A 20,946-nucleotide genomic window follows, 5' to 3' on the forward strand; every position below is an offset into this window, starting at 1 on the left:
CGGCTCAGCATTCCCACTCGGAGCGGCTGAACAGATAACCCTTGCCCCACACGGTCTTGATCTTGCGCGCCTCGCCGGCGTGGTCGTCGAATTTGCGCCGCAACTTGGAAATCGCCACGTCCACCGAACGGTCGGTGCCGTTGAATTCGATGCCGCGCAGGCGTTGCAGGATCTGGTCGCGGCTCAGCACTTCACCGGCATGTCGGGCCAGTACCACCAGCAGGTTGTACTCACCGCTGGACAGTTCCACCATTTGCTCGCGCCAGGTCACGGTGCGTTCGGACAGGTCGATGCACAGGTTGCCCATCAGGATGCGGTCATTGACGGTCTGCGGCTCGCTGAGGCTGCTGCGGCGCAACAAGGTCCGCACCCGGGCCAGCAGCACCCGCGGTTCGCAGGGCTTGGTCACGTAGTCGTCGGCGCCCATTTCCAGGCCCAGGACCTGGTCGTGGCTGTCGTCGCGGGCGGTGAGCATCAGGATCGGCAAGGTCGCCGAATCGGCACGCAGCAGGCGACAGACTTGCAGGCCGTCAAGGCCGGGCAGCATCAGGTCGAGGATCACCAGGTCCGGCGGATTGAGCCGTGCACGTTCGCGCACATGATCACCGCGACCGATCACGCTGACGGAATAACCGTTGCGTTCCAGGTAGCTGGCAATCAGTTCGGCGAGGGCGGTGTCGTCTTCGACCAGGAGGATGTTGGGCATTGGGTGTTTCCAGAAAGTGCTGTGGCGTCTGACAAATCGTCATCGCGAGCAGGCTCGCTCCCACAGGGATTTGATGTGGACACACTCTCTGTGAACACCACTGACCACTGTGGGAGCGGGCTTGCCCGCGATGAGGCCGGAACAGGCGCAATAAAAATTCAAGGACTGAAGGATATACGCCCTCACTCGTCTCTGAGTAAAACCCTTACACAATTTCACACAGCACCAACAAAGCTTCACCGCTACCCTCGCCTTCGCCCGGTAGGATGCCGGGAGTCTTTAATGGGGTATTACATGTCGAAGAATCTGCTTGCCAGGCTCAGTCTGATTGCACTGGCGTTGACACTGGCTGCGTGTGACAAGTCCTCGAACGCCGAGGAACAGGCGCCGCTGGCCACGGTGCGCATCGAGACCATCGAAGCGCGGCCACTGACCATCAGCAGCGAACTGAGCGGGCGGATTGCTGCGCCACGCATGGCCGAAGTGCGTGCCCGCGTGGCCGGCGTAGTCTTGCAGCGGACCTTCCGTGAAGGCAGTGATGTGAAACAAGGCGATGTTTTGTTCCGCATCGACCCGGCGCCCTTCAAGGCTGACCTGGACAGCGCCGAAGCAGCGCTGCGCAAGGCCGAAGCTAACGCGTTCCAGGCCAGATTGCAGGAACAGCGCTACGCCCAGTTGATCGACGACAAGGCCATCAGCGGTCAGGACTACGACAACGCCCGGGCCAATGCACGGCAGACTGCCGCCGATGTTGCCGCCAGTAAAGCTGCCGTGGAACGGGCGAAACTGAACCTCGGTTACGCCACCGTCACCGCGCCGATTTCGGGGCGCATCGGCCGGGCGCTGGTCACCGAAGGCGCGCTGGTCGGGCAGAACGAAACCACGCCGCTGGCGCTGATTCAGCAGCTAAACCCGATTCATGCCGACCTGACCCAGTCCACCCGCGAACTCAACGAACTGCGCCGCGCCTTCCGTTCCGGCCAGTTGCAGCAGGTCGGCCAGGACCAGGCCAAGGCCACGCTGATTCAGGATGACGGCAGCCTCTACCCGCTGCCGGGCAAAATGCTGTTCAGCGACATCAGCGTCGACCCGGGCACCGGCCAGATCATCCTGCGCAGCGAGTTCCCCAACCCCGACCTCGACTTGCTGCCCGGCAGTTTCGTGCGCGTACGCCTGGAACAAGCGGTCAACCAGCAGGGCATCAGCGTGCCGCAGCGGGCCATCCAGCGCGACAGCGCCGGCATCGCCCAGGTGCTGCTGCTCGACGCTGAACAGAAAGTCGGGCAGCAACCAGTCGAACTGGGTGCCGTGCAGAATGATCGCTGGATCGTCACCGCCGGCCTGAAAGCGGGCGACCGCATCGTCATCGAGGGCTTGCAGCACGCTCGCGTCGGCGAAAAAGTACAGATCGACGACACCCCTCTTCCACTTGCCCAGGTGACTGGTCAGTAAGCAGGACGCTTTTTTATGCCGCAGTTCTTTATCGACCGCCCGGTGTTCGCCTGGGTGGTTGCCCTGTTCATCCTGCTGGCCGGTGCACTGGCCATTCCGCAACTGCCGGTGGCGCAATACCCCGATGTCGCGCCGCCGCAGATCGAAGTCTACGCCGTGTATCCGGGCGCTTCGGCGCAGACCGTGGACGAGAGCGTGGTCAGCCTGATCGAGGAAGAGCTCAACGGCGCCGATCACCTGTTGTATTTCGAATCCCAGAGCAGCCTGGGCAGCGCCACCATCAAGGCGACCTTCCAGCCCGGCACCAACCCGGAACTGGCACAGGTCGATGTGCAAAACCGCCTGAAAGCCGTGGAGTCGCGCTTGCCGCAAGCGGTGACCCAGCAAGGTTTGCAGGTAGAGAAAGTCTCCTCCGGCTTCCTGCTGTTGATCACCCTGACGTCCAGCGACGGCAAACTCGACGACGTAGCGCTCAGCGATTATCTGGCGCGCAACGTGATGAACGAGATCAAGCGTCTGGACGGTGTCGGCAAGGCACAGTTGTACGGTGCCGAACGGGCGATGCGGATCTGGATCGACCCGCAGAAACTGCTCGCCTTCAACCTGACGCCAGCGGATGTCAACGCCGCCATTGTGGCGCAGAACGCCCAGGTGTCGGCTGGTAGCATCGGTGATCTGCCGACCCGCACCACCCAGGAAATCACCGCGACCATTCTGGTCAAGGGCCAGTTGTCGACCCCCGAAGAGTTTGCCGACATCGTCCTCAAGGCCAACCCGGACGGTTCGACCGTGCGCATCAGCGATGTGGCGCGGGTCGAGATCGGTAGCCAGGAATACCAGTTTTCCACGCGCCTGAACGGCAAGCCGTCCACCGCCGTCGCCGTGCAGTTGTCACCCGGCGCCAATGCGCTGAACACCGCGACCCTGGTGCGGGCGAAGATGGATGAGCTGTCGCGCTATTTCCCGGCGAACGTCGAATACAAGATCCCGTATGACACCTCGCCCTTCGTCAAAGTGTCGATCACCAAGGTCGTCTACACCCTCGGCGAGGCCATGCTGCTGGTGTTCGCGGTGATGTTCCTGTTCCTGCAAAACATCCGCTACACGCTGATTCCGACGCTGGTAGTGCCGGTGGCGTTGATGGGCACTTTTGCGACGATGCTGGCGCTCGGGTTTTCGATCAACGTGCTGACCATGTTCGGCATGGTGCTGGCCATCGGCATTCTGGTGGACGACGCCATCGTGGTGGTGGAGAACGTCGAGCGGATCATGGCCACCGAAGGCTTGTCGCCCAAGGACGCCACGCGCAAGGCCATGAAGCAGATCACCGGAGCAATCATCGGTATCACCCTGGTGTTGGTGGCAGTGTTCATTCCGATGGCCTTCATGCAGGGTTCGGTCGGGGTGATTTACCAGCAGTTCTCGCTGTCGATGGCCACCTCGATCCTGTTCTCGGCATTCCTCGCCCTGACCTTGACCCCGGCCTTGTGCGCGACGTTGCTCAAGCCGATTGCCAAAGGCGAGCACCATGAAAAAACCGGTTTCTTTGGCTGGTTCAACCGTCGCTTCGAGCAACTGACCGGGCGCTATCAAGGCTGGGTCGCCTATGCGCTGAAACGCAGCGGGCGCTTTCTGCTGATCTACGGCGTACTGCTGGTGGGTCTTGGCGTGAGCTTCAGTCGCCTGCCCTCTTCGTTCCTGCCGGTGGAAGACCAGGGTTACACCATCACCGACATTCAACTGCCACCGGGTGCGAGCAAGAACCGCACGGTGCAGGTGGCCGAGCAGGTTGAGGCGCACAACGCAGGGGAACCGGGTATCCGGGACAGCGTGGTGATTCTCGGTTTCAGCTTCTCCGGCAGCGGGCAGAATGCGGCGCTGGCGTTCAGCACGCTGAAAGACTGGTCCGAGCGGGACAGCGACGATTCGGCCGGCTCGATTGCCGACCGGGCCAACGTCGCCCTCAGCCAGATCAAGGACGCGGTGACGTTTGCCGTACTGCCGCCGCCCGTGGATGGCCTCGGTACCTCCAGCGGATTCGAGTTCCGCCTGCAGGATCGTGGCGGTCTCGGGCATGCGAAATTGATGGAGGCCCGTACCGCGTTACTCGCGGCGGCCGAAAAAAGCCCGATCCTGATGAACGTGCGCGAAAGCGCCCTGGCCGAAGCACCGCAGGTGCAATTGATCGTCGACCGCAAGCAGGCCAACGCGCTGGGCGTGTCCTTTGCCGACGTCGGCAACGTACTGTCCACGGCCGTAGGCTCGGCCTACATCAACGACTTCCCCAATCAGGGGCGGATGCAGCGCGTCGTGGTGCAGGCCGAGGGCGACCAGCGCAGCCAGGTGGCTGACCTTCTGAAGATTCACGTGCGCAACACCCATGAAAAAATGGTGCCGTTGTCAGCCTTCGTGCAGGCCACGTGGACTCAGGGCCCGGCGCAGCTGACCCGCTACAACGGCTACCCGGCGATCAGCATTTCCGGTGAGCCGACGCCTGGCCACAGCACCGGTGAGGCCATGGCCGAGATCGAGCGGTTGGTGGCGCAAGGCCCGGCCGGCCTGGGCCAGGAATGGACCGGGTTGTCGTTGCAGGAACGTTTGTCCGGTAGCCAGGCGCCGATTCTGCTGGGGCTGTCGCTGTTGATCGTGTTCCTGTGCCTGGCGGCGTTGTACGAGAGCTGGTCGATCCCGACCTCGGTACTGCTGGTGGTGCCGCTCGGCGTGCTCGGCGCGGTGCTGGCCGTGACCTTGCGCGGGATGCCCAACGATGTGTTCTTCAAGGTCGGGCTGATCACCATCATCGGCCTGTCTGCGAAGAACGCGATCCTGATCATCGAGTTCGCCAAGAGCCTGTACGACGAAGGCCACGACCTGATCGACGCGACCCTGCAAGCGGCACGCCTGCGGTTGCGGCCGATTGTCATGACCTCGCTGGCGTTCATCCTGGGCGTGGTGCCGTTGGCGATCGCGACCGGCGCCAGTTCGGCAAGCCAGCAGGCCATCGGCACCGGGGTGATCGGCGGGATGATCACAGCGACGTTGGCGGTAGTATTCGTGCCGGTGTTTTTTGTGGTGGTGATGAAACTGGTGCGCAAACGACATAAAAACACCTGACCAACATCACCGATTACCTGTGGGAGCGAGCCTGCTCGCGATGAGGCCATCACATTCAACATCCATGTTGACTGTTAGACCGCTATCGCGAGCAGGCTCGCTCCTACAAGGGGTCTCATTGATTTCAAGAATGGGGTCACCTGGGCTAAGGTGTTTGCATAGCCCCAACCCCATCGAGCCTCCATGTCCTTCCTCACCCACACCCACCCTCGCCTGTCCGCCGCCATCCTGCTGGGCATCGCGGTGGGCATTCTGGCTCCGGCCGATTCGCTGATCAGCAAAATCCTCTTCGGCTGGAATGCCGGCGTCTGGATCTACCTGCTGTTGATGTTCTGGCTCACCGTGCGCTCGAAAGCGACTGACGTAAAACGCATCGCCGAAATCGAGGACGAAAACGCCGGGCTGGTGCTGGCACTCGTGTGCATCGCGGCACTGGCCAGCCTGGCAACCATCACCTTCGAACTGGCGGGCAGCAAGGACCTGGAAACCACGCGCAAGCTGTTGCACTACGGCTTCACCGCGCTGACGGTGATCGGCTCGTGGCTGCTGATCGGGGTGATTTTCAGCGTGCATTACGCGCGACTGTTCTACACCTGGGAAGGCAAGGAACCGGCACTGCGCTTTGCCGAAGGCCTGACGACCCCCAATTACTGGGACTTCCTGTATTTCTCCTTCACCGTCGGCGTAGCGGTGCAGACCTCGGACGTAGGCGTGGCGACCCGGGAGTTGCGCAAGATAGTACTGGCGCAATCGTTGATCGGTTTTCTGTTCAACACGGCCATCCTTGGATTCTCGATCAACATTGCCGCCGGGCTGTTCAACTGACAGCTGCACAAACGTTCTAGTCATCGTCCTCGACGCGGCGTTAAATCAGTCAGCCATCTTTCTCACAGGTGCTGCATGTCCACTCATAACTGGCTCGATCTGGCCCGGGACGCCGACACCGGTATCGAGACCCTGCGCGCGCATTTCGAAGGGCATGCCTACGACCCACACTGGCATGACAGTTATCTGGTAGGCGTTACCGAACAAGGCGTCCAGCAATTCAACTGCCGGCGGGCCAGGCACCAGAGCACGCCGGGCAAAGTGTTTCTGCTCGAACCGGGCGACATCCATGACGGTGAAGCGCCGACCGCGGACGGTTTTACCTACCGCATGCTGTACCTCGACCCGCAGTGGTTGCAGCGCGAACTCAGCGCCGTGTTCGATCATGCTCCCGACCACAGCCAACTGAGCTTCGCCGCCACCCTGGCCAGCGATACGCGCCTGGCCCAGGCCACCAGCCTGGCGTTTGAAACCCTGCATCGCGGTGAACTGAAAATCGTCCGTCAGACCGCCCTCGACGGATTGCTCGAACGCCTGACCAGCCATTTGCATTGGCGTGCTCGCGATGGCCAGGATCCGCGTCTGCCGCAAGTGGCGCAAAAGGCCCGGGAATACCTGCATGCCAATGCGCAATACGACATCGGCCTCGATCAACTGGCGGCCGTCACCGGCGTCGACCGCTTCCGCCTGACCCGCGCGTTCAAGGCCGCCTATGGCATGGCGCCCCACGCTTATCTGGTGCAGTTGCGCCTGGCCACCGCGCGGCGCCTGCTGGCCCGTGGCGAGCAACCGGCGGCCGTAGCCATGGAACTGGGCTTTGCCGATCAGAGCCATCTGGGGCGCTGGTTCATGCGTGCCTATGGACTGACACCGGCGCTGTATCGCAAGCGCTGCTCAAATCTTCCAGACAAATAACGCCGGAGATTGTGAAGATCGACTTCACTGATCTTTACCGGAGTTTGCCCGCGATGCTGTCCTCTTTCCCGACGTTACTGCCTTTCTTGCTCTTTGCCTTTGTGGCGTCCATCACACCCGGGCCGACCAACATTCTGGTGCTCAGCAACAGTGCCCGATACGGCTTGGGCGCCGCGGTTCCGATCATTTTCGGCGCCTGCGCCAGTGCCGCGACGCTGGTGTTGCTGGTGGGCACAGGCATTGGTTCGTCACTGACGGCCTGGCCCACGTTGCAAACCGTCATGCAATGGGTCGGCGTGGCGTGGCTGAGTTATCTGGCCTGGCAGATTATCCGTTCCCCGGCCGAAGCCATCAGCACGCAGAAAACCGGGGCTCGACTGGGTTGGGTGGGCGCCGCCAGCCTGCAATGGATCAATCCGAAAACCTGGATGATGGCGCTGGCGGTGGTCAGTGTCTTCGCTGGAGCTGGCGAAAATCGGCTCGTCCATGTGATCAATCTTTCATGGGTGTTTTTCCTGATCTCCTTGCCCTGTCTGGGTATTTGGGCGCTGCTCGGTGCCGGGTCCAGTCGCTGGTTGCGCTCGCCTCGGGCCATGCAACGTTTCAATCGCTGCATGGGCCTGTTGCTGCTGGGTTCAGCATGGCTGAGCGTGCTGGCCTGAACGCCACCCGTCGGTGTTTGTTCGACAATTGACAATCCGGGGCTTGACGGCGAATTGGCTTTTGGTGTCTTCTGAAACCGGTTTCAGCGCAATGCGCAAACCTCATAAAACCAATAAGAAGGTTTCAGACCGTGAACGATTTCTCCGCCGCCCAGCGCAGCCGCGTGACCATGCTTGACGTGGCTGAACACGCCAAGGTCTCCAAGGCCAGCGTTTCGCGGTTCATCGGCGAAGACCGCGCCCTGCTCTCCGATGCCATTGCCCAACGCATCGAGCAGGCGATTGCGGAGTTGGGCTATCGCCCGAACCAGATGGCCCGCGGCCTGAAGCGCGGACGTACCCGCCTGATCGGCATGCTGGTGGCCGATATCCGTAACCCTTATTCGATTGCCGTGATGCACGGGGTGGAAACCGCCTGCCGTCAGCACGGCTACAGCCTGGTGGTGTGCAACACCGACCGCGATGATGAGCAGGAACGCCAACACCTGGCCTTGCTGCGCTCGTACAACATCGAAGGCCTGATCGTGAACACCCTCGGCCATCACCGTGACGAGTTGCACGAGCTGCACCGGGAAATGCCCCTGGTGCTGGTGGACCGCAAGGTCGAGGACCTTGAGAGCGACATGGTCGGGCTGGACAATCCGGCAGCCGTTGAAATGGCCCTCGCGCATCTTGAAGAGCGTGGCTACCGCGATGTGTTGATGGTGACCGAACCGTTCGATGGCACCAGTTCACGGATCGAACGGGTCGGCAGTTTCAAGGCGCAAATTGCCCTGCGCCCGGCCCTCCATGGCAGCATCATCGAAACTGGCAGCGAACTGACCGCACAACTTAAAACCTTTCTCGACACGCCCGGCCCTGGCCCGAAAGCATTGTTTTGCGCGAACGGGATTGCGGCGCTGGCCTGCACCCATGCGTTGCGTGAGCTCAAGTGCAAGCTGTTCGAGGATGTGGGTCTGATTGCTCTGGATGATCTGGATTGGTATCCGTTGGTGGGTAGCGGGATAACCGCGCTGGCCCAGCCGACCACCGAGATTGGCGCCAGTGCGTTTGAGTGTTTGCTCAAGCGGTTGCGCGGGGATGACGGGGCGGTGAGGACTCTGGATTTTTCGGCGCGGTTGATTGTTAGAGGGTCGACCCTTGGAAGTTCTCGGTGAATGTTCGGGCCTCTTCGCGGGCAAGCCCGCTCCCACAAGAGTCTCAGGGGTACACAACATTTGTGAACGACAAAAATCACTGTGGGAGCGGGCTTGCTCGCGAAGAGGCCATCAAGATCACCCACTATTTTTTTGAACAAAAATGAAACCGGTTTCAGAGGTAAAACAACAATGAACAAACCAGCCGTTTCCATCAGCCTGTCGAGCTACGGCGCCGAACTTGTGCGCCAACGCGGCCAAGGGAGTTTCATCGAAATACTGGCCGCCGCCGGCGCCACGCGCATCGAATGGCGCGAAGAATTGCTGACCGGCGAAGTGCCCGCGCAACTGGCGGAGGCGACCCAGGCCGAGGGCCTGGAAAGTGTCTACTCCTCACCGATGGAATTGTGGCTGGCCGGCCAATCGAAACCCAACGCCGAGCTGATCGCCGCCTTGCAACGCGCCCAGGCGTTCGGCGCCAATTGGCTGAAAGTGTCGCTGGGCTATTTCACAGACAACTGCGACCTGCAGGCCCTCGCCCGCATGCTCGGGCAAAGCCCCGTGCAGTTACTGGTGGAAAACGACCAGACCTTGCACGGTGGTCGCATCGAGCCGTTCCAGCGTTTTTTCGCGGACGTCGAACAGCACAAGCTGCCGATCAAAATGACCTTCGATATCGGCAACTGGCACTGGCAGGACCAGTCCGCCGCCAGCGCCGCGCGGCTTCTCGGACGCCACGTCGGCTATGTGCACTGCAAAGCGGTCACCCGTCGCGCCGATGGCAAGCTGGTCGCCATCCCGCCGGCCGCCAGCGACTTGCAACAGTGGGAACACCTGCTGAGGCACATGGCCCAAGGCGTTATGCGGGCAGCGGAATATCCGCTGCAAGGCGATGACCTGGTGCAACTGACCCGCGAACATGTGGCCGCCCTCGCTCACCTCGGCCAATGGCAGTTGGAGAGCGCTCATGTCTGAGTTCGATATCCTCTCGTTCGGTGAAACCATGGCGATGTTCGTCGCCGAGCAGGCTGGCGACCTGGCCGAGGTCAGCGCTTTCCACAAACGCATCGCCGGAGCTGACAGCAATGTTGCGATCGGTTTGTCGCGGCTGGGGTTCAAGGTGGCGTGGTTGAGCCGCGTCGGGGCCGATTCGTTGGGTCGGTTCGTTGTCGATACCCTGGAAAAAGAAGGCCTGGATTGCCGTCACGTCGACATCGACACTGCCCACCCCACCGGTTTTCAACTCAAGTCCCGCACGGATGATGGCAGCGACCCCTGCGTCGAGTACTTCCGACGCGGCTCTGCGGCCAGTCACCTGTCGTCGCACTCGATTGTCCCCGAATTGCTCAAGGCCCGGCACCTGCACGCCACCGGCATCCCCCCGGCGTTGTCGGAAACGGCCCGGCAGATGTCGTTCGAATTGATGAACCGCATGCGCGATGCCGGGCGCAGCGTGTCCTTCGACCCGAACCTGCGTCCCGGCCTGTGGGCCAGCGAGCAACAAATGATCACCGAGATCAACCGCCTCGCCGCCCTCGCCCATTGGGTGCTACCGGGGTTGAGTGAAGGTCGCTTGCTGACCGGTTTCGAAGACCCGGCGGACATCGCCGCGTTCTACCTCGACCAGGGCGCCGAAGCCGTGGCGATCAAACTGGGGCCGCACGGTGCTTATTACCGCACGCACCTGGATGCCGGTTTCGTCGCCGGGGTGCCGGTGGAAACGGTGGTCGATACGGTGGGCGCCGGCGATGGTTTTGCTGTGGGCATGATCAGCGCACTTCTGGAAAACCACAGCTTTGCCGATGCCGTGACGCGCGCCAACTGGATTGGCAGCCGTGCGGTGCAGAGTCGGGGGGATATGGAGGGGTTGCCTACCCGATCCGAAATGGTCAGCGAATTTGAGGCCGCCATCGCGAGCAAGCTCGCTCCCACACTGGATCGTATTCCAACGTAAATCCCCCTGTGGGAGCGAGCTTGCTCGCGATGAGGCCAGTACAGGCACTGAAGATCCAACCGTTACCTGCTGCGACAAAAACAACAAGCTCAGGAGCACCACTCATGAAAACCGCAACGCTCGCCACCCGCCGCTGGTGGTACATCATGCCCATCGTGTTCATCACCTACAGCCTGGCGTATCTGGATCGTGCCAACTACGGCTTTGCCGCCGCCTCCGGGATGGCCGCCGACCTGATGATCACACCGGGACTGTCGTCGATGCTCGGCGCGCTGTTCTTCCTCGGCTACTTTTTCTTCCAGGTACCTGGCGCGATCTACGCGCAGAAACACAGTGTGAAGAAGCTGATTTTCGTCAGTCTGATCCTTTGGGGCAGCCTCGCGACTTTGACTGGTATCGTCTCCAACGCCTATTGGCTGATCGTCATTCGCTTCATGCTCGGCGTGGTCGAGGCCGCGGTGATGCCGGCGATGCTGATCTACCTGTGCCACTGGTTCACCCGCGCAGAACGCTCGCGGGCCAACACCTTCCTGATTCTCGGCAACCCGGCGACCATGCTCTGGATGTCGGTGGTGTCGGGGTATCTGGTGCAGCACTACAGCTGGCGCTGGATGTTCATTGTCGAAGGTTTGCCGGCAGTGCTCTGGGCTTTCATCTGGTGGCGTCTGGCCGATGATCGTCCGTCACAAGCCAAGTGGCTAAACGATCAGGAAAAGCAGGATCTGGAAAGCGCACTGGCCGCCGAGCAGGTTGGCATCAAGGCCGTGAAGAACTACGCCGAAGCTTTCCGCTCGCCGAAAGTGATCATCCTGGCCTTGCAGTTTTTCTGCTGGAGCATCGGCGTCTACGGCTTCGTGCTTTGGCTGCCGTCGATCCTCAAGGCCGGCGCGCAGATGGACATGGTCCAGGCCGGCTGGCTCTCCGCGCTGCCGTACCTGGCGGCAGTGATCGGCATGCTGTTGGTGTCCTGGGGTTCGGACAAGCTGCAAAAACGCAAACGCTTCGTCTGGCCGCCGCTGCTGATCGCGTCGATTGCGTTCTACGGCTCCTATGCCCTCGGTGCCGAGCATTTCTGGTGGTCCTACACGCTGCTGGTGATTGCCGGCGCCTGTATGTACGCGCCCTACGGCCCGTTCTTCGCGATCATTCCGGAAATCCTCCCGGCCAACGTTGCCGGTGGCGCCATGGCGCTGATCAACAGCATGGGCGCCCTCGGTTCGTTTGGCGGCTCCTGGCTGGTCGGCTACCTGAACAGCTCCACCGGCTCGCCCGGCGCCTCGTACCTGTTGATGAGCGGCGCGTTGATGTTCTCGGTGGTACTGACGATTTTCCTCAAGCCCGGTGCCAGCGACCGGGAGCGGCCCACGGCTACTGTAGTGCGCACCGCCACAGCCCATTCCTGAATTGATGTCGAGATGAACACCATGAAAAAACAGGTCGTCCTGTACAAGAAACTCTCGCCGCTGTTGATGGCGCGCCTGCACGAGCAGACCGAAGTGACGCTGATCGACAACCTCGACAGCGTAGGTCTGGCCAAGCTGCGCGACGCCCTGCCCCGCGCCCACGGCCTGCTCGGCGCCAGCCTGAAACTGGATGCCGGACTGCTCGACCTGGCGCCGAACCTTCAAGCCATTGCCAGCGTTTCGGTGGGCGTCGACAACTACGATATCGACTACCTGAGCGAGCGGCGCATCCTGCTCAGCAACACGCCGGACGTGCTCACTGAAACCACCGCCGACACCGGCTTCGCCTTGATCCTGGCCACGGCCCGGCGCGTGGTGGAACTGGCGAACCTCGTTCGCGCAGGCGGATGGCAGCGCAACATCGGCCCCACGCATTTCGGCAGCGACGTGCATGGCAAGACCCTGGGCATCATCGGCATGGGGCGCATCGGCGAGGCACTGGCCCAGCGCGGGCATTGCGGTTTCGGCATGCCGGTGATCTATCACAGCCACTCGCCGAAACCGGCGGTGGAGCAGCGTTTCAATGCGCAGTACCGGACCCTGCCCGAACTGCTGCAACAAGCGGACTTCATCTGCCTGACGCTGCCACTGACCGCGGATACCGAAGGCCTGATCGGCGCCGAACAGTTCGCCCTGATGCGCCCGCAGAGCATCTTCATCAACATCTCCCGGGGCAAGGTGGTGGACGAAGCGGCGCTGATCGAGGCGTTGCGTGCCGGGCAGATTCGCGCGGCGGGACTGGATGTTTTCGAGCGCGAGCCGTTGAATCCCGACTCGCCACTCTTACAGCTGGACAATGTGGTAGCGACACCGCACATAGGCTCGGCGACCCATGAAACGCGGGAAGCCATGGCCAGCTGCGCGGTGGACAATCTATTGGCGGCGCTGGCGGGTGAGCGGCCGGTGAACCTGGTGAATGGGGCGGCGTGGCGGGGTTGAGGAAGTTAGATAATCCTTTATCGGATGGTCCAATACCCCCCGGCCCCGTACCGCATCCCCTGTAGCAGCTGGCGAAGCCTGCGTTCGGCTGCGCAGCAGTCGTCAAACCTGAGTGCGAGGTCTACCTGAACACCGAGTCGCCTGATTTCACGACTGCTACGCAGCCGAACGCAGGCTTCGCCAGCTGCTACGGGCCGAGTGGTGGCATCAGGCGCGGCGTGCTTCGAGCAAGTCCGTGGCACACAGCGCGATGCGCCGGCAGGCATCCGCCAGTTTCGGCCGATCGACCACCAGGCCGATGCGGATATGCCCCGCCGCACTCGGCCCGAAGGCTTCACCGGCCAATACCGACACGCCGTACCCTTCCAGCAGCCGCTCGGCGAAATGCTGGGCCGACAAACCGGTGGGGCGCACATCGACCATCACGAACATGCCGCCATCGGGGCGGATCGCCCGCAGACCGGCGCAATGATCGAGGCTTGCACACACCAGGTCACGACGCTGGCGATACTCTTCGCGCATCGAGGCCACTTCCGGCAGGTCCCGGTCCAGCGCCAACTGCGCGGCGTTCTGCACGAAATCCGGGATACCGAACAACATGCTGAGCGACAAGTTGACCAGATGCCCGGCCATGGGTTTGGGCCCGATCACCCAGCCCACTCGCCAGCCGCTCATGGCGTGAGACTTGGACAGGCTGTTAATCGTCGCCGTCCGTTCGGCCATGCCCGGCAGACTCGCCGGACTGATGTGCTCACCTTCGTACAGCAGATCGCTGTAGACCTCATCGCTGATCAGCCACAAATCGTGGCGAATGCACAGCGCCGCCAGCTCCTGCCAGCTCGCCAGTGACAAACTGGCGCCGGATGGATTGTTCGGACTGTTGAGCAGGATGGCGCGTGTTTTCGGCGTGATCCGTACCGCGACATCCGCCGGGTCGACGCGAAACCCGTTCTGCGGACGCACTGGCACCGGGACCACTGTGGCCGCACAAGCGCCGATCACGCCTTCATAAGTCACGTACATCGGCTCGGCGACTATCACCTCATCGCCCGGATCGAGCAGGCATTGCGCCACCGAATACACAGCGCACTGCGCGCCTGGAAAGACGATCACATGTTCGGCATCCACCGCCTGACCGCTACGGTGCCGATGCCGGCGGGCAATGCTGTCGCGCAGCCCTCGACTGCCGCGCACTTCAGGATAGTGCGTATCACCGGCCAACAGGCTGGCGATGGCCGCCTGGACAATCGGTTGCGGCGTGTCGAAATCCGGGTCACCGATCGACAGCAGCAAGACATCGACGCCCTGCTCGCGCAACGCCAGCGCTCGATCGTGAATCTGCCAGGCCGCCGCTCCGTCACCGGCGATTCGTTGAGTCAAGGCTGAATAGCGCATGTCTTTCTCCTGTCGCGCGGGTGCTCCAGCCTCAACCCTATCTCAAATCAGGAAATGCGCCACTATTGCAGGGATGCCCTTTATTCTTCGGGCCCGATCCGCACCTGGGCCCTGGCCACCCGCCACACCCGCGCCACATCGCTCGCCCGCTCACGCAGCAAGCGCGGTGCTTCGGCACAAGCCCGTTCCAGAGTCATCGGCCCGCTCGCCAGGGCAAACGCAGCGTCGATGCCATGTTCATAGAGCGCCTGATAACCCTCGCCCAGCGTTCCGGCAATGACGATGACCGGAACGTCGTGCTGCCTGGCGACACGCGCCACACCAAACGGCGTCTTGCCGCGCAAGGTTTGCGCATCGAAACGCCCTTCGCCGGTGATCACCAGATCGGCGCCGGCAACGGCGTCGGCCAGGCCCACGAGTTCGGCAACCACTTCGACCCCGGCCTTGAACTGCGCGCCCAGGAACGCTTTGGCGGCAAACCCCAGGCCACCCGCCGCGCCGCTGCCCGGTTCGTCGCGCACGTCGTTGTTCAAGGCAGTCGCGCAATGGTCGGCAAAGTGTCCGAGGGCGCGGTCCAGTAGTTCGACCTGCGCGGGCGAGGCGCCTTTTTGCGGGCCGAAAATCGCCGAAGCTCCGTGGGGGCCGCACAGCGGGTTGTTGACGTCAGCGGCGATGTCGAAGCGTACCTGCGCCAGACGCGGATCAATCTCGCTCAGGTCGACGCGGGCCAATTGCCCAAGGGCGAGGCCGCCCGGTGACAGCGTCTGCCCCTGAGCGTCCAGCAGTTTCACGCCCAAGGCCTGCATGGCACCGGCGCCGCCGTCATTGGTCGCACTGCCGCCAATCGCCAGGATCACCCGTTGTGCACCGGCATCCAGCGCGGCACGGATCAATTGTCCGGTGCCAAAGGTGCTGCTGATGCACGCATCCCGTTGAGCCACCGGGACCAACTGCAAACCGCTGGCCTCGGCCATCTCGATGATCGCGGTGTGGCTCTGCGGCAACCAGCCCCAGGCAGCATCCACCGTCGGCCCCAGCGGCCCGCGAACCAGGGTGCGGCGCTGTTCGCCTTCGCACGCGGCCAGGATCGACTCGACAGTCCCTTCCCCGCCGTCGGCCATCGGACATTTGATCAATTGAGCATCCGGCCATACCTGCGCCAGCCCCAACGCAATGGCGTCGGCCACGCCTTGAGCGCTGAGGCTGTCCTTGAACGAATCGGGGGCGATCACGATTTTCATGGGAATTCTCCAGTTCCAATGTCCCCATGCTGCCAGCAGGCATGAACAATAACGCCGGTCCGCTGCACAAGCGGCTTTGAGGATTATTGTTCATTTCCACAAAGCCCGAGGTAGACGTTTCACCTGTAGGAGCGAGCTTGCTCGCGATGGAGGGTAACGATGACGCGGGAAATCAGACTTACCGCGGCGTCCTCTGGTTTTTCGCGAGCAAGCTCGCTCCTACAGGGGGATTTTGTCGCTCACGAAATTGAGTCTGACTCGGGGAGCAGTTGCACGCCGAGGTACAGTGCGAGCATGCCATCCAGGCGTAGTGGATCAACTCCACTCAGTTCGGCGATGCGTTCCATTCGATAACGCAGGCTGTTGCGATGGATGCCCAGGGCATCGGCGCAAGCCTGGCTCTGGCCGTCGTGTTCGCACCAACTGCGCAGGGTCGCCAGCAACTGACCATTGCTGTCCTTGGCGATGACCTTGCGCAGCGGGCTGAGCAATTCGTCGAGGGCGTCGTCGTTGCGGTGGCGCCAGAGCATCACCGGTAGCCGATAGCGGGTCAGCGTCAGCAATCTGGAGCGCGGCAACACATCGCGACCGTAGGCCAGCAAGTCACCGACCCGGCGATAGCAGCGGCGCAAACCCGCCAGCCCATCGGCCTGACCACCCACGGCTATGCGCAGGATGTTCCAGCCCAGGCCGTCGAGTTTGTCCAGCAAGCGCTCGTTCTCGACCGACTGGCTGGCTGGCCGGCACCAGAGCAGCGAGGTTTTCGCCGAGCTCACGCACCAACTGTCGGGGTACCGGCTCGTCAACCAGGCACTGAGTGCCTCGACCGTTTGCCCGGGTGCGTGCTCCAGGCCCAGCTCGAAAAGGTACGGCACTCGGGTCATCTGTGGCTTGAGGCCCAACTGCTGCGCTTCATCGACCAGTCGCGGAGAATCCCCGGCTTCGCTGAGTAGCAACGCCAGCAAATCATCGCAGCGCTGGCGCCGCCATTGCTGTTCGGCCTGCTGGTTGCGCTGGCCCACCAGCATTTCGGCGGTCATGCGCACCAGTTCGGCGTAGGTACGCAGTTGCTCGGGCTCGCCGGTGATACCCAATACACCGATCAGGCGCTGATCAAGCAACAACGGCAGGTTGATGCCCGGTTGCACACCCTTGAGATGAATCGCCGTCTGCGCATCGATCTCCACCACGCGGCCGTTGGCCAATACCAGTTGTGCGCCTTCATGCCGGGTGTTGACCCGCTCCGGCTCGCCGCTGCCAAGGATCAGGCCCTGGCTGTCCATGACGTTGACGTTGTACGGCAGGATGGCCATCGCCCGGTCGACGATGTCCTGGGCCAGGTCGTGATCGAGTTCGAACATGCAAGTGATCCTTGAAGACGGTGATGGAACGGGTTGTTCACCCGCACAGGCCTTGGTTGCAAACCCTGTGCTCAGGCACAAAGACAGCCACCCTGAGGGTGGTCGAGACTCTCCTGGCGATCAACGTTACCCTTTGCATCGCAAAAAATCATAATAAAGAGAGAGCCGCCATGACACAGAGCGCCGTAGCGTCCGACGCCATAGCTGACGACAAAAACGCCGTCTACAAACGCATTACCCTGCGTTTGATCCCCTTCATTTTCATCTGCTACCTGTTCAACTACCTCGACCGGGTAAACGTTGGATTTGCCAAGCTACAGATGCTCGACGCACTGAAATTCAGCGAAACCGTGTACGGCCTCGGTGCTGGCATCTTCTTTATCGGTTACGTACTGTGCGGCGTGCCAAGCAACCTGGCCCTGACCAGGTTCGGCCCGCGGCGCTGGATCGCGCTGATGATGATCACCTGGGGCATGCTGTCGACCTGCCTGCTGTTCGTCACCACCCCGACCGAGTTCTATACCCTGCGCCTGTTCACCGGTGCCGCCGAAGCCGGGTTCTTCCCGGGCGTGGTGTTGTATCTCTCGCAATGGTTCCCGACCTTCCGCCGGGGCCGCATCATGGCCTTGTTCATGTCGGCGATCCCGGTATCCGGTCTGTTGGGCAGCCCGTTCTCTGGCTGGATTCTCAACCACTTCGCCGCAGGCCAGGGCGGTCTCTCCGGCTGGCAGTGGATGTTCCTGCTGCAAGGCATTCCAACCGTGATCCTCGGTGCGCTGGCTTATTTCCTGCTCAGCGACAGTTACGCCAATGCCAAATGGCTGACCCCGTTCGAGCGTTCGGTGCTGGAAGCCGACCACGCCTTCGATCTGGCCAACAAACCGAAAACCACGACTGATTCGCTGCTGGCAGTGTTCAAGAACCCGGCGATCTGGGCCTTCGGCCTGATCTACTTCTGCATCCAGAGTGGTGTGTACGCGATCAACTTCTGGCTGCCATCGATCATCAAGAACCTGGGCTTCAACGATAACCTGGTAATCGGCTGGCTCAGTGCGATTCCGTACCTGCTGGCAGCGGTGTTCATGCTGATGGTTGGCCGCTCGGCGGACTTGCGCAAAGAACGTCGCTGGCATTTGGTGGTGCCGATGTTGATGGGGGCGCTGGGGCTGCTGATCGCTGTGAACTTCGCCGCCAACCCGGCCATCGCCATTCTCGGCCTGACCATCGCCACCATGGGCGCCCTCACCGGCCTGCCGATGTTCTGGCCGGTGCCGACCGCCCTGCTCAGTGCCGGCGCCGCTGCGGGTGGCCTGGCGCTGATCAACTCGATGGGACAGATGGCCGGCTTCCTCAGCCCGTATCTGGTGGGTTGGGTCAAGGACAGCACCGGTTCGACCGATGCGGCGCTGTACCTGCTGGCGGGTGTGATTGTCTGCGGCAGTCTGCTTGCGTTGCGCATGACACGCACCCTGCGCGCCTGATCAACACCCCCCTGTAGGAGCGAGCTTGCTCGCGATGACGGACTGTCAGTCAACACAGATGTTGAATGTAAAACCGCCATCGCGAGCAAGCTCGCTCCCACATTTTGATCTGCGGTGTTTGATATTTCTGTTTGATCCCCGCGACTGTTCTGGTATCTGATTGAGCCTTTCCCACTGGTAAAAGGATTTGCTCATGAGCTATCGCACACTGGGTCATTCGGGTCTGCAGGTGTCCACCCTGACCCTGGGCACCATGATGTTCGGCGAACAGACCAGCACCGAAGATTCCCTGCGAATCATCGACAAGGCCTGGGACCAGGGCATCAATTTCATCGACACCGCCGACGTCTACACCAACGGTCGTTCCGAGGAAATCGTCGGCGAGGCCATCGCCAGCCGCCGTCATGAATGGGTGCTGGCCACCAAAGTCGGCTTCGGTCCCGTGGACGGCATCCCCAACCGCAGCGGCCTGAGCCGCAAGCACCTGTTCAACGGCATCGATGCGAGCCTGACCCGCCTGGGCACCGACTACCTCGACATCTATTACCTGCACCGTGAAGACCACAATACGCCGCTGGAAGTCACGGTATCGGCCATTGGTGATCTGATTCGCCAGGGCAAAATCCGCTATTGGGGCCTGTCGAACTACCGTGGCTGGCGTATCGCTGAAGTGATTCGCGTGGCCGACAAGCTGGGGGTCGACCGGCCGGTAATCAGCCAGCCGCTGTACAACATCGTCAACCGCCAGGCCGAAACCGAGCAAATCACGGCTGCACAAAACTACGGTCTGGGCGTGGTGCCCTACAGCCCGCTGGCGCGCGGGGTACTCAGCGGCAAGTACGCGCCGGATGTGCAACCGGACGCCAACAGCCGTGCAGGACGCCAGGACAAACGCATCCTGGAAACCGAATGGCGCGTCGAATCCCTGCGTATTGCCCAGCAAATCCAGCAATACACCCAGGAACGCGGTGTCGGCATCGTCGAGTTCGCGATTGCCTGGGTGCTGAACAACAGCGCAGTCACCTCAGCCATTGTCGGGCCGCGCACCGAAGCGCAGTGGGATGCCTACACTAAGGCGCAGGCGGTGAAGATCACGGCGCAGGACGAGGCGTTCATCGATTCGCTGGTGACGCCGGGACATGCGTCGACACCGGGGTTCAATGATGTGAGCCATTTTGTGTCGGGGCGTAAACCTCGCAACACCTGAAAAAACACAAAACCTCTGTAGGAGCGAGCTTGCTCGCGATGGTGGGTCAGCTACATGGATGTCAACTGACACACCATCGCGAGCAAGCTCGCTCCTACATTCGGACTGTGTTGATTGATTGGTCAGTATTCGGCCCGAAAACCACGTATCCTCCGCCCCCCTGTTTCACCTTCAACATCGCGAGGACAGCTTGTCTAAAGGTATCGCTCTATCGGTTTCAGCCTCGGTGCTGTTTGCCGTCATGTATTACTACACGTCGCTGCTCACCCCCTTGAGCGGCGTGGAAATCTTCGGTTGGCGCATGCTGTTGACCGTGCCCTGCATGACCGTGTTCATGGTGTGGTCAGGGGAATGGAAACGCGTGCTCGAAATTGTGCGGCGCGCCATGGCCAACCCGAAACTGATTGGCGGGCTGATCGCCTCCTCTGCCCTGCTCGGCGTGCAACTGTGGCTGTTCATGTGGGCGCCGCTCAACGGCTACAGCCTCGACGTATCACTCGGCTATTTCCTGCTGCCGCTGACCATGGTTTTGACCGGCCGCCTGGCCTATGGCGAACGCCTGTCCTATCTGCAAAAAATCGCCGTGGTGTTCGCCTGCCTGGGCGTGATCAACGAGGTGTATCAGGTCGGTGGTTTTTCCTGGGCGACCTTGCTGGTCTGCATTGGTTATCCGACCTACTTCGTCGTGCGCAAACGGCTGGCGGCGGACAATCTCGGCGGTTTGTGGCTGGACATGGCATTGACGCTGCCGGTGGCCTTATGGTTCGTTCAGAGTGGCGCACAAGGTTTCGGTGTGTTTGACCAGCATCCATGGTTGTCGCTGCTGATTCCGATGCTCGGCGTGATCAGCGCGTCGGCACTGGTGGTCTACATCATTGCCAGCCGCCTGCTGCCGTTCAGCCTGTTCGGCCTGTTGAGCTACGTCGAACCGGTGCTGCTGCTGGGCGTGGCGTTGCTGCTGGGAGAGAGTATCAAGGCCGGCGAATGGCTGACGTACATCCCGATCTGGATGGCCGTGCTGGTGCTGATGTTCGAAGGGTTCAAGCACTTGGTCCGACAGCGCAGAGCTTGAGGCCACGCAAAAACAAATGTGGG

The 20,946-nt window shown here is 61.7% G+C and carries 17 protein-coding genes; 13 read left to right on the forward strand and 4 right to left on the reverse strand.

The window, feature by feature from the left end; genetic code table 11:
• Window positions 1-4 precede the first annotated feature (4 nt).
• A complete protein-coding gene (locus ACEN8Z_RS17765) occupies window positions 5-706 on the reverse strand; it encodes a response regulator (RefSeq protein WP_495595087.1) in 702 nt (233 codons plus the stop codon).
• Between the two features lie 294 nt (window positions 707-1,000).
• Here ACEN8Z_RS17765 and ACEN8Z_RS17770 point away from each other — a divergent pair, with 294 nt between their 5' ends.
• The 10 genes from ACEN8Z_RS17770 (at window position 1,001) to ACEN8Z_RS17815 (ending at window position 13,166) form a co-directional block, all read left to right on the forward strand.
• Window positions 1,001-2,158: an efflux RND transporter periplasmic adaptor subunit gene (locus tag ACEN8Z_RS17770; protein ID WP_495595088.1), complete on the forward strand. Its 1,158-nt coding sequence runs from the start codon at window positions 1,001-1,003 to the stop codon at window positions 2,156-2,158.
• A gap of 15 nt (window positions 2,159-2,173) precedes the next feature.
• Window positions 2,174-5,272 (forward strand): multidrug efflux RND transporter permease subunit, encoded by a 3,099-nt coding sequence (locus tag ACEN8Z_RS17775; RefSeq protein WP_495595089.1) that lies wholly within the window; start codon window positions 2,174-2,176, stop codon window positions 5,270-5,272.
• A 183-nt stretch (window positions 5,273-5,455) separates the two neighbouring features.
• Window positions 5,456-6,097, forward strand: a complete 642-nt coding sequence (locus ACEN8Z_RS17780; RefSeq protein ID WP_495595090.1) for a DUF1345 domain-containing protein — start codon at window positions 5,456-5,458, stop codon at window positions 6,095-6,097.
• Window positions 6,098-6,172: 75 nt separating this feature from the next.
• Window positions 6,173-7,012 (forward strand): AraC family transcriptional regulator, encoded by an 840-nt coding sequence (locus tag ACEN8Z_RS17785; RefSeq protein WP_495595091.1) that lies wholly within the window; start codon window positions 6,173-6,175, stop codon window positions 7,010-7,012.
• Between the two features lie 53 nt (window positions 7,013-7,065).
• On the forward strand, window positions 7,066-7,674 hold the full coding sequence (locus ACEN8Z_RS17790) for a LysE family translocator (RefSeq protein ID WP_495595092.1): 609 nt from the start codon (window positions 7,066-7,068) through the stop codon (window positions 7,672-7,674).
• 131 nt (window positions 7,675-7,805) lie between these two features.
• A complete protein-coding gene (locus ACEN8Z_RS17795) occupies window positions 7,806-8,831 on the forward strand; it encodes a LacI family DNA-binding transcriptional regulator (RefSeq protein ID WP_495595093.1) in 1,026 nt (341 codons plus the stop codon).
• Between the two features lie 171 nt (window positions 8,832-9,002).
• Window positions 9,003-9,785 (forward strand): sugar phosphate isomerase/epimerase family protein, encoded by a 783-nt coding sequence (locus ACEN8Z_RS17800; RefSeq protein WP_495595094.1) that lies wholly within the window; start codon window positions 9,003-9,005, stop codon window positions 9,783-9,785.
• Window positions 9,778-10,764: a sugar kinase gene (locus ACEN8Z_RS17805; RefSeq protein WP_495595095.1), complete on the forward strand. Its 987-nt coding sequence runs from the start codon at window positions 9,778-9,780 to the stop codon at window positions 10,762-10,764. The genes ACEN8Z_RS17800 and ACEN8Z_RS17805 overlap by 8 nt, the downstream gene beginning before the upstream one ends.
• Before the next feature lie 104 nt (window positions 10,765-10,868).
• Window positions 10,869-12,167 (forward strand): MFS transporter, encoded by a 1,299-nt coding sequence (locus ACEN8Z_RS17810; RefSeq protein WP_495595096.1) that lies wholly within the window; start codon window positions 10,869-10,871, stop codon window positions 12,165-12,167.
• Window positions 12,168-12,188: 21 nt separating this feature from the next.
• Complete coding sequence (locus ACEN8Z_RS17815) at window positions 12,189-13,166, forward strand: 2-hydroxyacid dehydrogenase (RefSeq protein ID WP_495598148.1); 978 nt, start codon at window positions 12,189-12,191, stop codon at window positions 13,164-13,166.
• Between the two features lie 207 nt (window positions 13,167-13,373).
• Here the strand turns inward: ACEN8Z_RS17815 and ACEN8Z_RS17820 are convergent, their stop codons facing one another.
• From ACEN8Z_RS17820 to ACEN8Z_RS17830, 3 genes are all read right to left on the reverse strand, one after another.
• Complete coding sequence (locus ACEN8Z_RS17820; RefSeq protein WP_495595097.1) at window positions 13,374-14,561, reverse strand: pyridoxal phosphate-dependent aminotransferase; 1,188 nt, start codon at window positions 14,559-14,561, stop codon at window positions 13,374-13,376.
• Between the two features lie 80 nt (window positions 14,562-14,641).
• A complete protein-coding gene (locus tag ACEN8Z_RS17825; protein ID WP_495595098.1) occupies window positions 14,642-15,802 on the reverse strand; it encodes a glycerate kinase in 1,161 nt (386 codons plus the stop codon).
• Between the two features lie 239 nt (window positions 15,803-16,041).
• The gene (locus ACEN8Z_RS17830) at window positions 16,042-17,163 is read right to left on the reverse strand and encodes a sugar diacid recognition domain-containing protein (protein ID WP_495595099.1); all 1,122 of its coding nucleotides are present in this window, start codon (window positions 17,161-17,163) and stop codon (window positions 16,042-16,044) included.
• A gap of 170 nt (window positions 17,164-17,333) precedes the next feature.
• On the opposite strand from ACEN8Z_RS17830, the gene ACEN8Z_RS17835 reads away from it, so the two are divergent.
• The 3 genes from ACEN8Z_RS17835 (at window position 17,334) to rarD (ending at window position 20,923) form a co-directional block, all read left to right on the forward strand.
• The gene (locus ACEN8Z_RS17835) at window positions 17,334-18,644 is read left to right on the forward strand and encodes an MFS transporter (RefSeq protein ID WP_007997811.1); all 1,311 of its coding nucleotides are present in this window, start codon (window positions 17,334-17,336) and stop codon (window positions 18,642-18,644) included.
• 193 nt (window positions 18,645-18,837) lie between these two features.
• Window positions 18,838-19,851 (forward strand): aldo/keto reductase, encoded by a 1,014-nt coding sequence (locus tag ACEN8Z_RS17840; RefSeq protein WP_495595100.1) that lies wholly within the window; start codon window positions 18,838-18,840, stop codon window positions 19,849-19,851.
• Window positions 19,852-20,041: 190 nt separating this feature from the next.
• On the forward strand, window positions 20,042-20,923 hold the full coding sequence (rarD, locus tag ACEN8Z_RS17845; RefSeq protein WP_033052362.1) for an EamA family transporter RarD: 882 nt from the start codon (window positions 20,042-20,044) through the stop codon (window positions 20,921-20,923).
• The last annotated feature ends 23 nt before the right edge of the window (window positions 20,924-20,946 follow it).

It is taken from the genome of Pseudomonas sp. Pseusp10, from assembly GCF_059492225.1.

What these genes read in the sequence shown, in the direction of transcription:
- ACEN8Z_RS17765 (WP_495595087.1), bottom strand. Translation starts at nt 706, where the DNA reads ATGCCCAACATCCTCCTGGTCGAAGACGACACCGCCCTCGCCGAACTG.
- ACEN8Z_RS17770 (WP_495595088.1), top strand. Translation starts at nt 1,001, where the DNA reads ATGTCGAAGAATCTGCTTGCCAGGCTCAGTCTGATTGCACTGGCGTTG.
- ACEN8Z_RS17775 (WP_495595089.1), top strand. Translation starts at nt 2,174, where the DNA reads ATGCCGCAGTTCTTTATCGACCGCCCGGTGTTCGCCTGGGTGGTTGCC.
- ACEN8Z_RS17780 (WP_495595090.1), top strand. Translation starts at nt 5,456, where the DNA reads ATGTCCTTCCTCACCCACACCCACCCTCGCCTGTCCGCCGCCATCCTG.
- ACEN8Z_RS17785 (WP_495595091.1), top strand. Translation starts at nt 6,173, where the DNA reads ATGTCCACTCATAACTGGCTCGATCTGGCCCGGGACGCCGACACCGGT.
- ACEN8Z_RS17790 (WP_495595092.1), top strand. Translation starts at nt 7,066, where the DNA reads ATGCTGTCCTCTTTCCCGACGTTACTGCCTTTCTTGCTCTTTGCCTTT.
- ACEN8Z_RS17800 (WP_495595094.1), top strand. Translation starts at nt 9,003, where the DNA reads ATGAACAAACCAGCCGTTTCCATCAGCCTGTCGAGCTACGGCGCCGAA.
- ACEN8Z_RS17805 (WP_495595095.1), top strand. Translation starts at nt 9,778, where the DNA reads ATGTCTGAGTTCGATATCCTCTCGTTCGGTGAAACCATGGCGATGTTC.
- ACEN8Z_RS17810 (WP_495595096.1), top strand. Translation starts at nt 10,869, where the DNA reads ATGAAAACCGCAACGCTCGCCACCCGCCGCTGGTGGTACATCATGCCC.
- ACEN8Z_RS17815 (WP_495598148.1), top strand. Translation starts at nt 12,189, where the DNA reads ATGAAAAAACAGGTCGTCCTGTACAAGAAACTCTCGCCGCTGTTGATG.
- ACEN8Z_RS17820 (WP_495595097.1), bottom strand. Translation starts at nt 14,561, where the DNA reads ATGCGCTATTCAGCCTTGACTCAACGAATCGCCGGTGACGGAGCGGCG.
- ACEN8Z_RS17825 (WP_495595098.1), bottom strand. Translation starts at nt 15,802, where the DNA reads ATGAAAATCGTGATCGCCCCCGATTCGTTCAAGGACAGCCTCAGCGCT.
- ACEN8Z_RS17830 (WP_495595099.1), bottom strand. Translation starts at nt 17,163, where the DNA reads ATGTTCGAACTCGATCACGACCTGGCCCAGGACATCGTCGACCGGGCG.
- ACEN8Z_RS17835 (WP_007997811.1), top strand. Translation starts at nt 17,334, where the DNA reads ATGACACAGAGCGCCGTAGCGTCCGACGCCATAGCTGACGACAAAAAC.
- ACEN8Z_RS17840 (WP_495595100.1), top strand. Translation starts at nt 18,838, where the DNA reads ATGAGCTATCGCACACTGGGTCATTCGGGTCTGCAGGTGTCCACCCTG.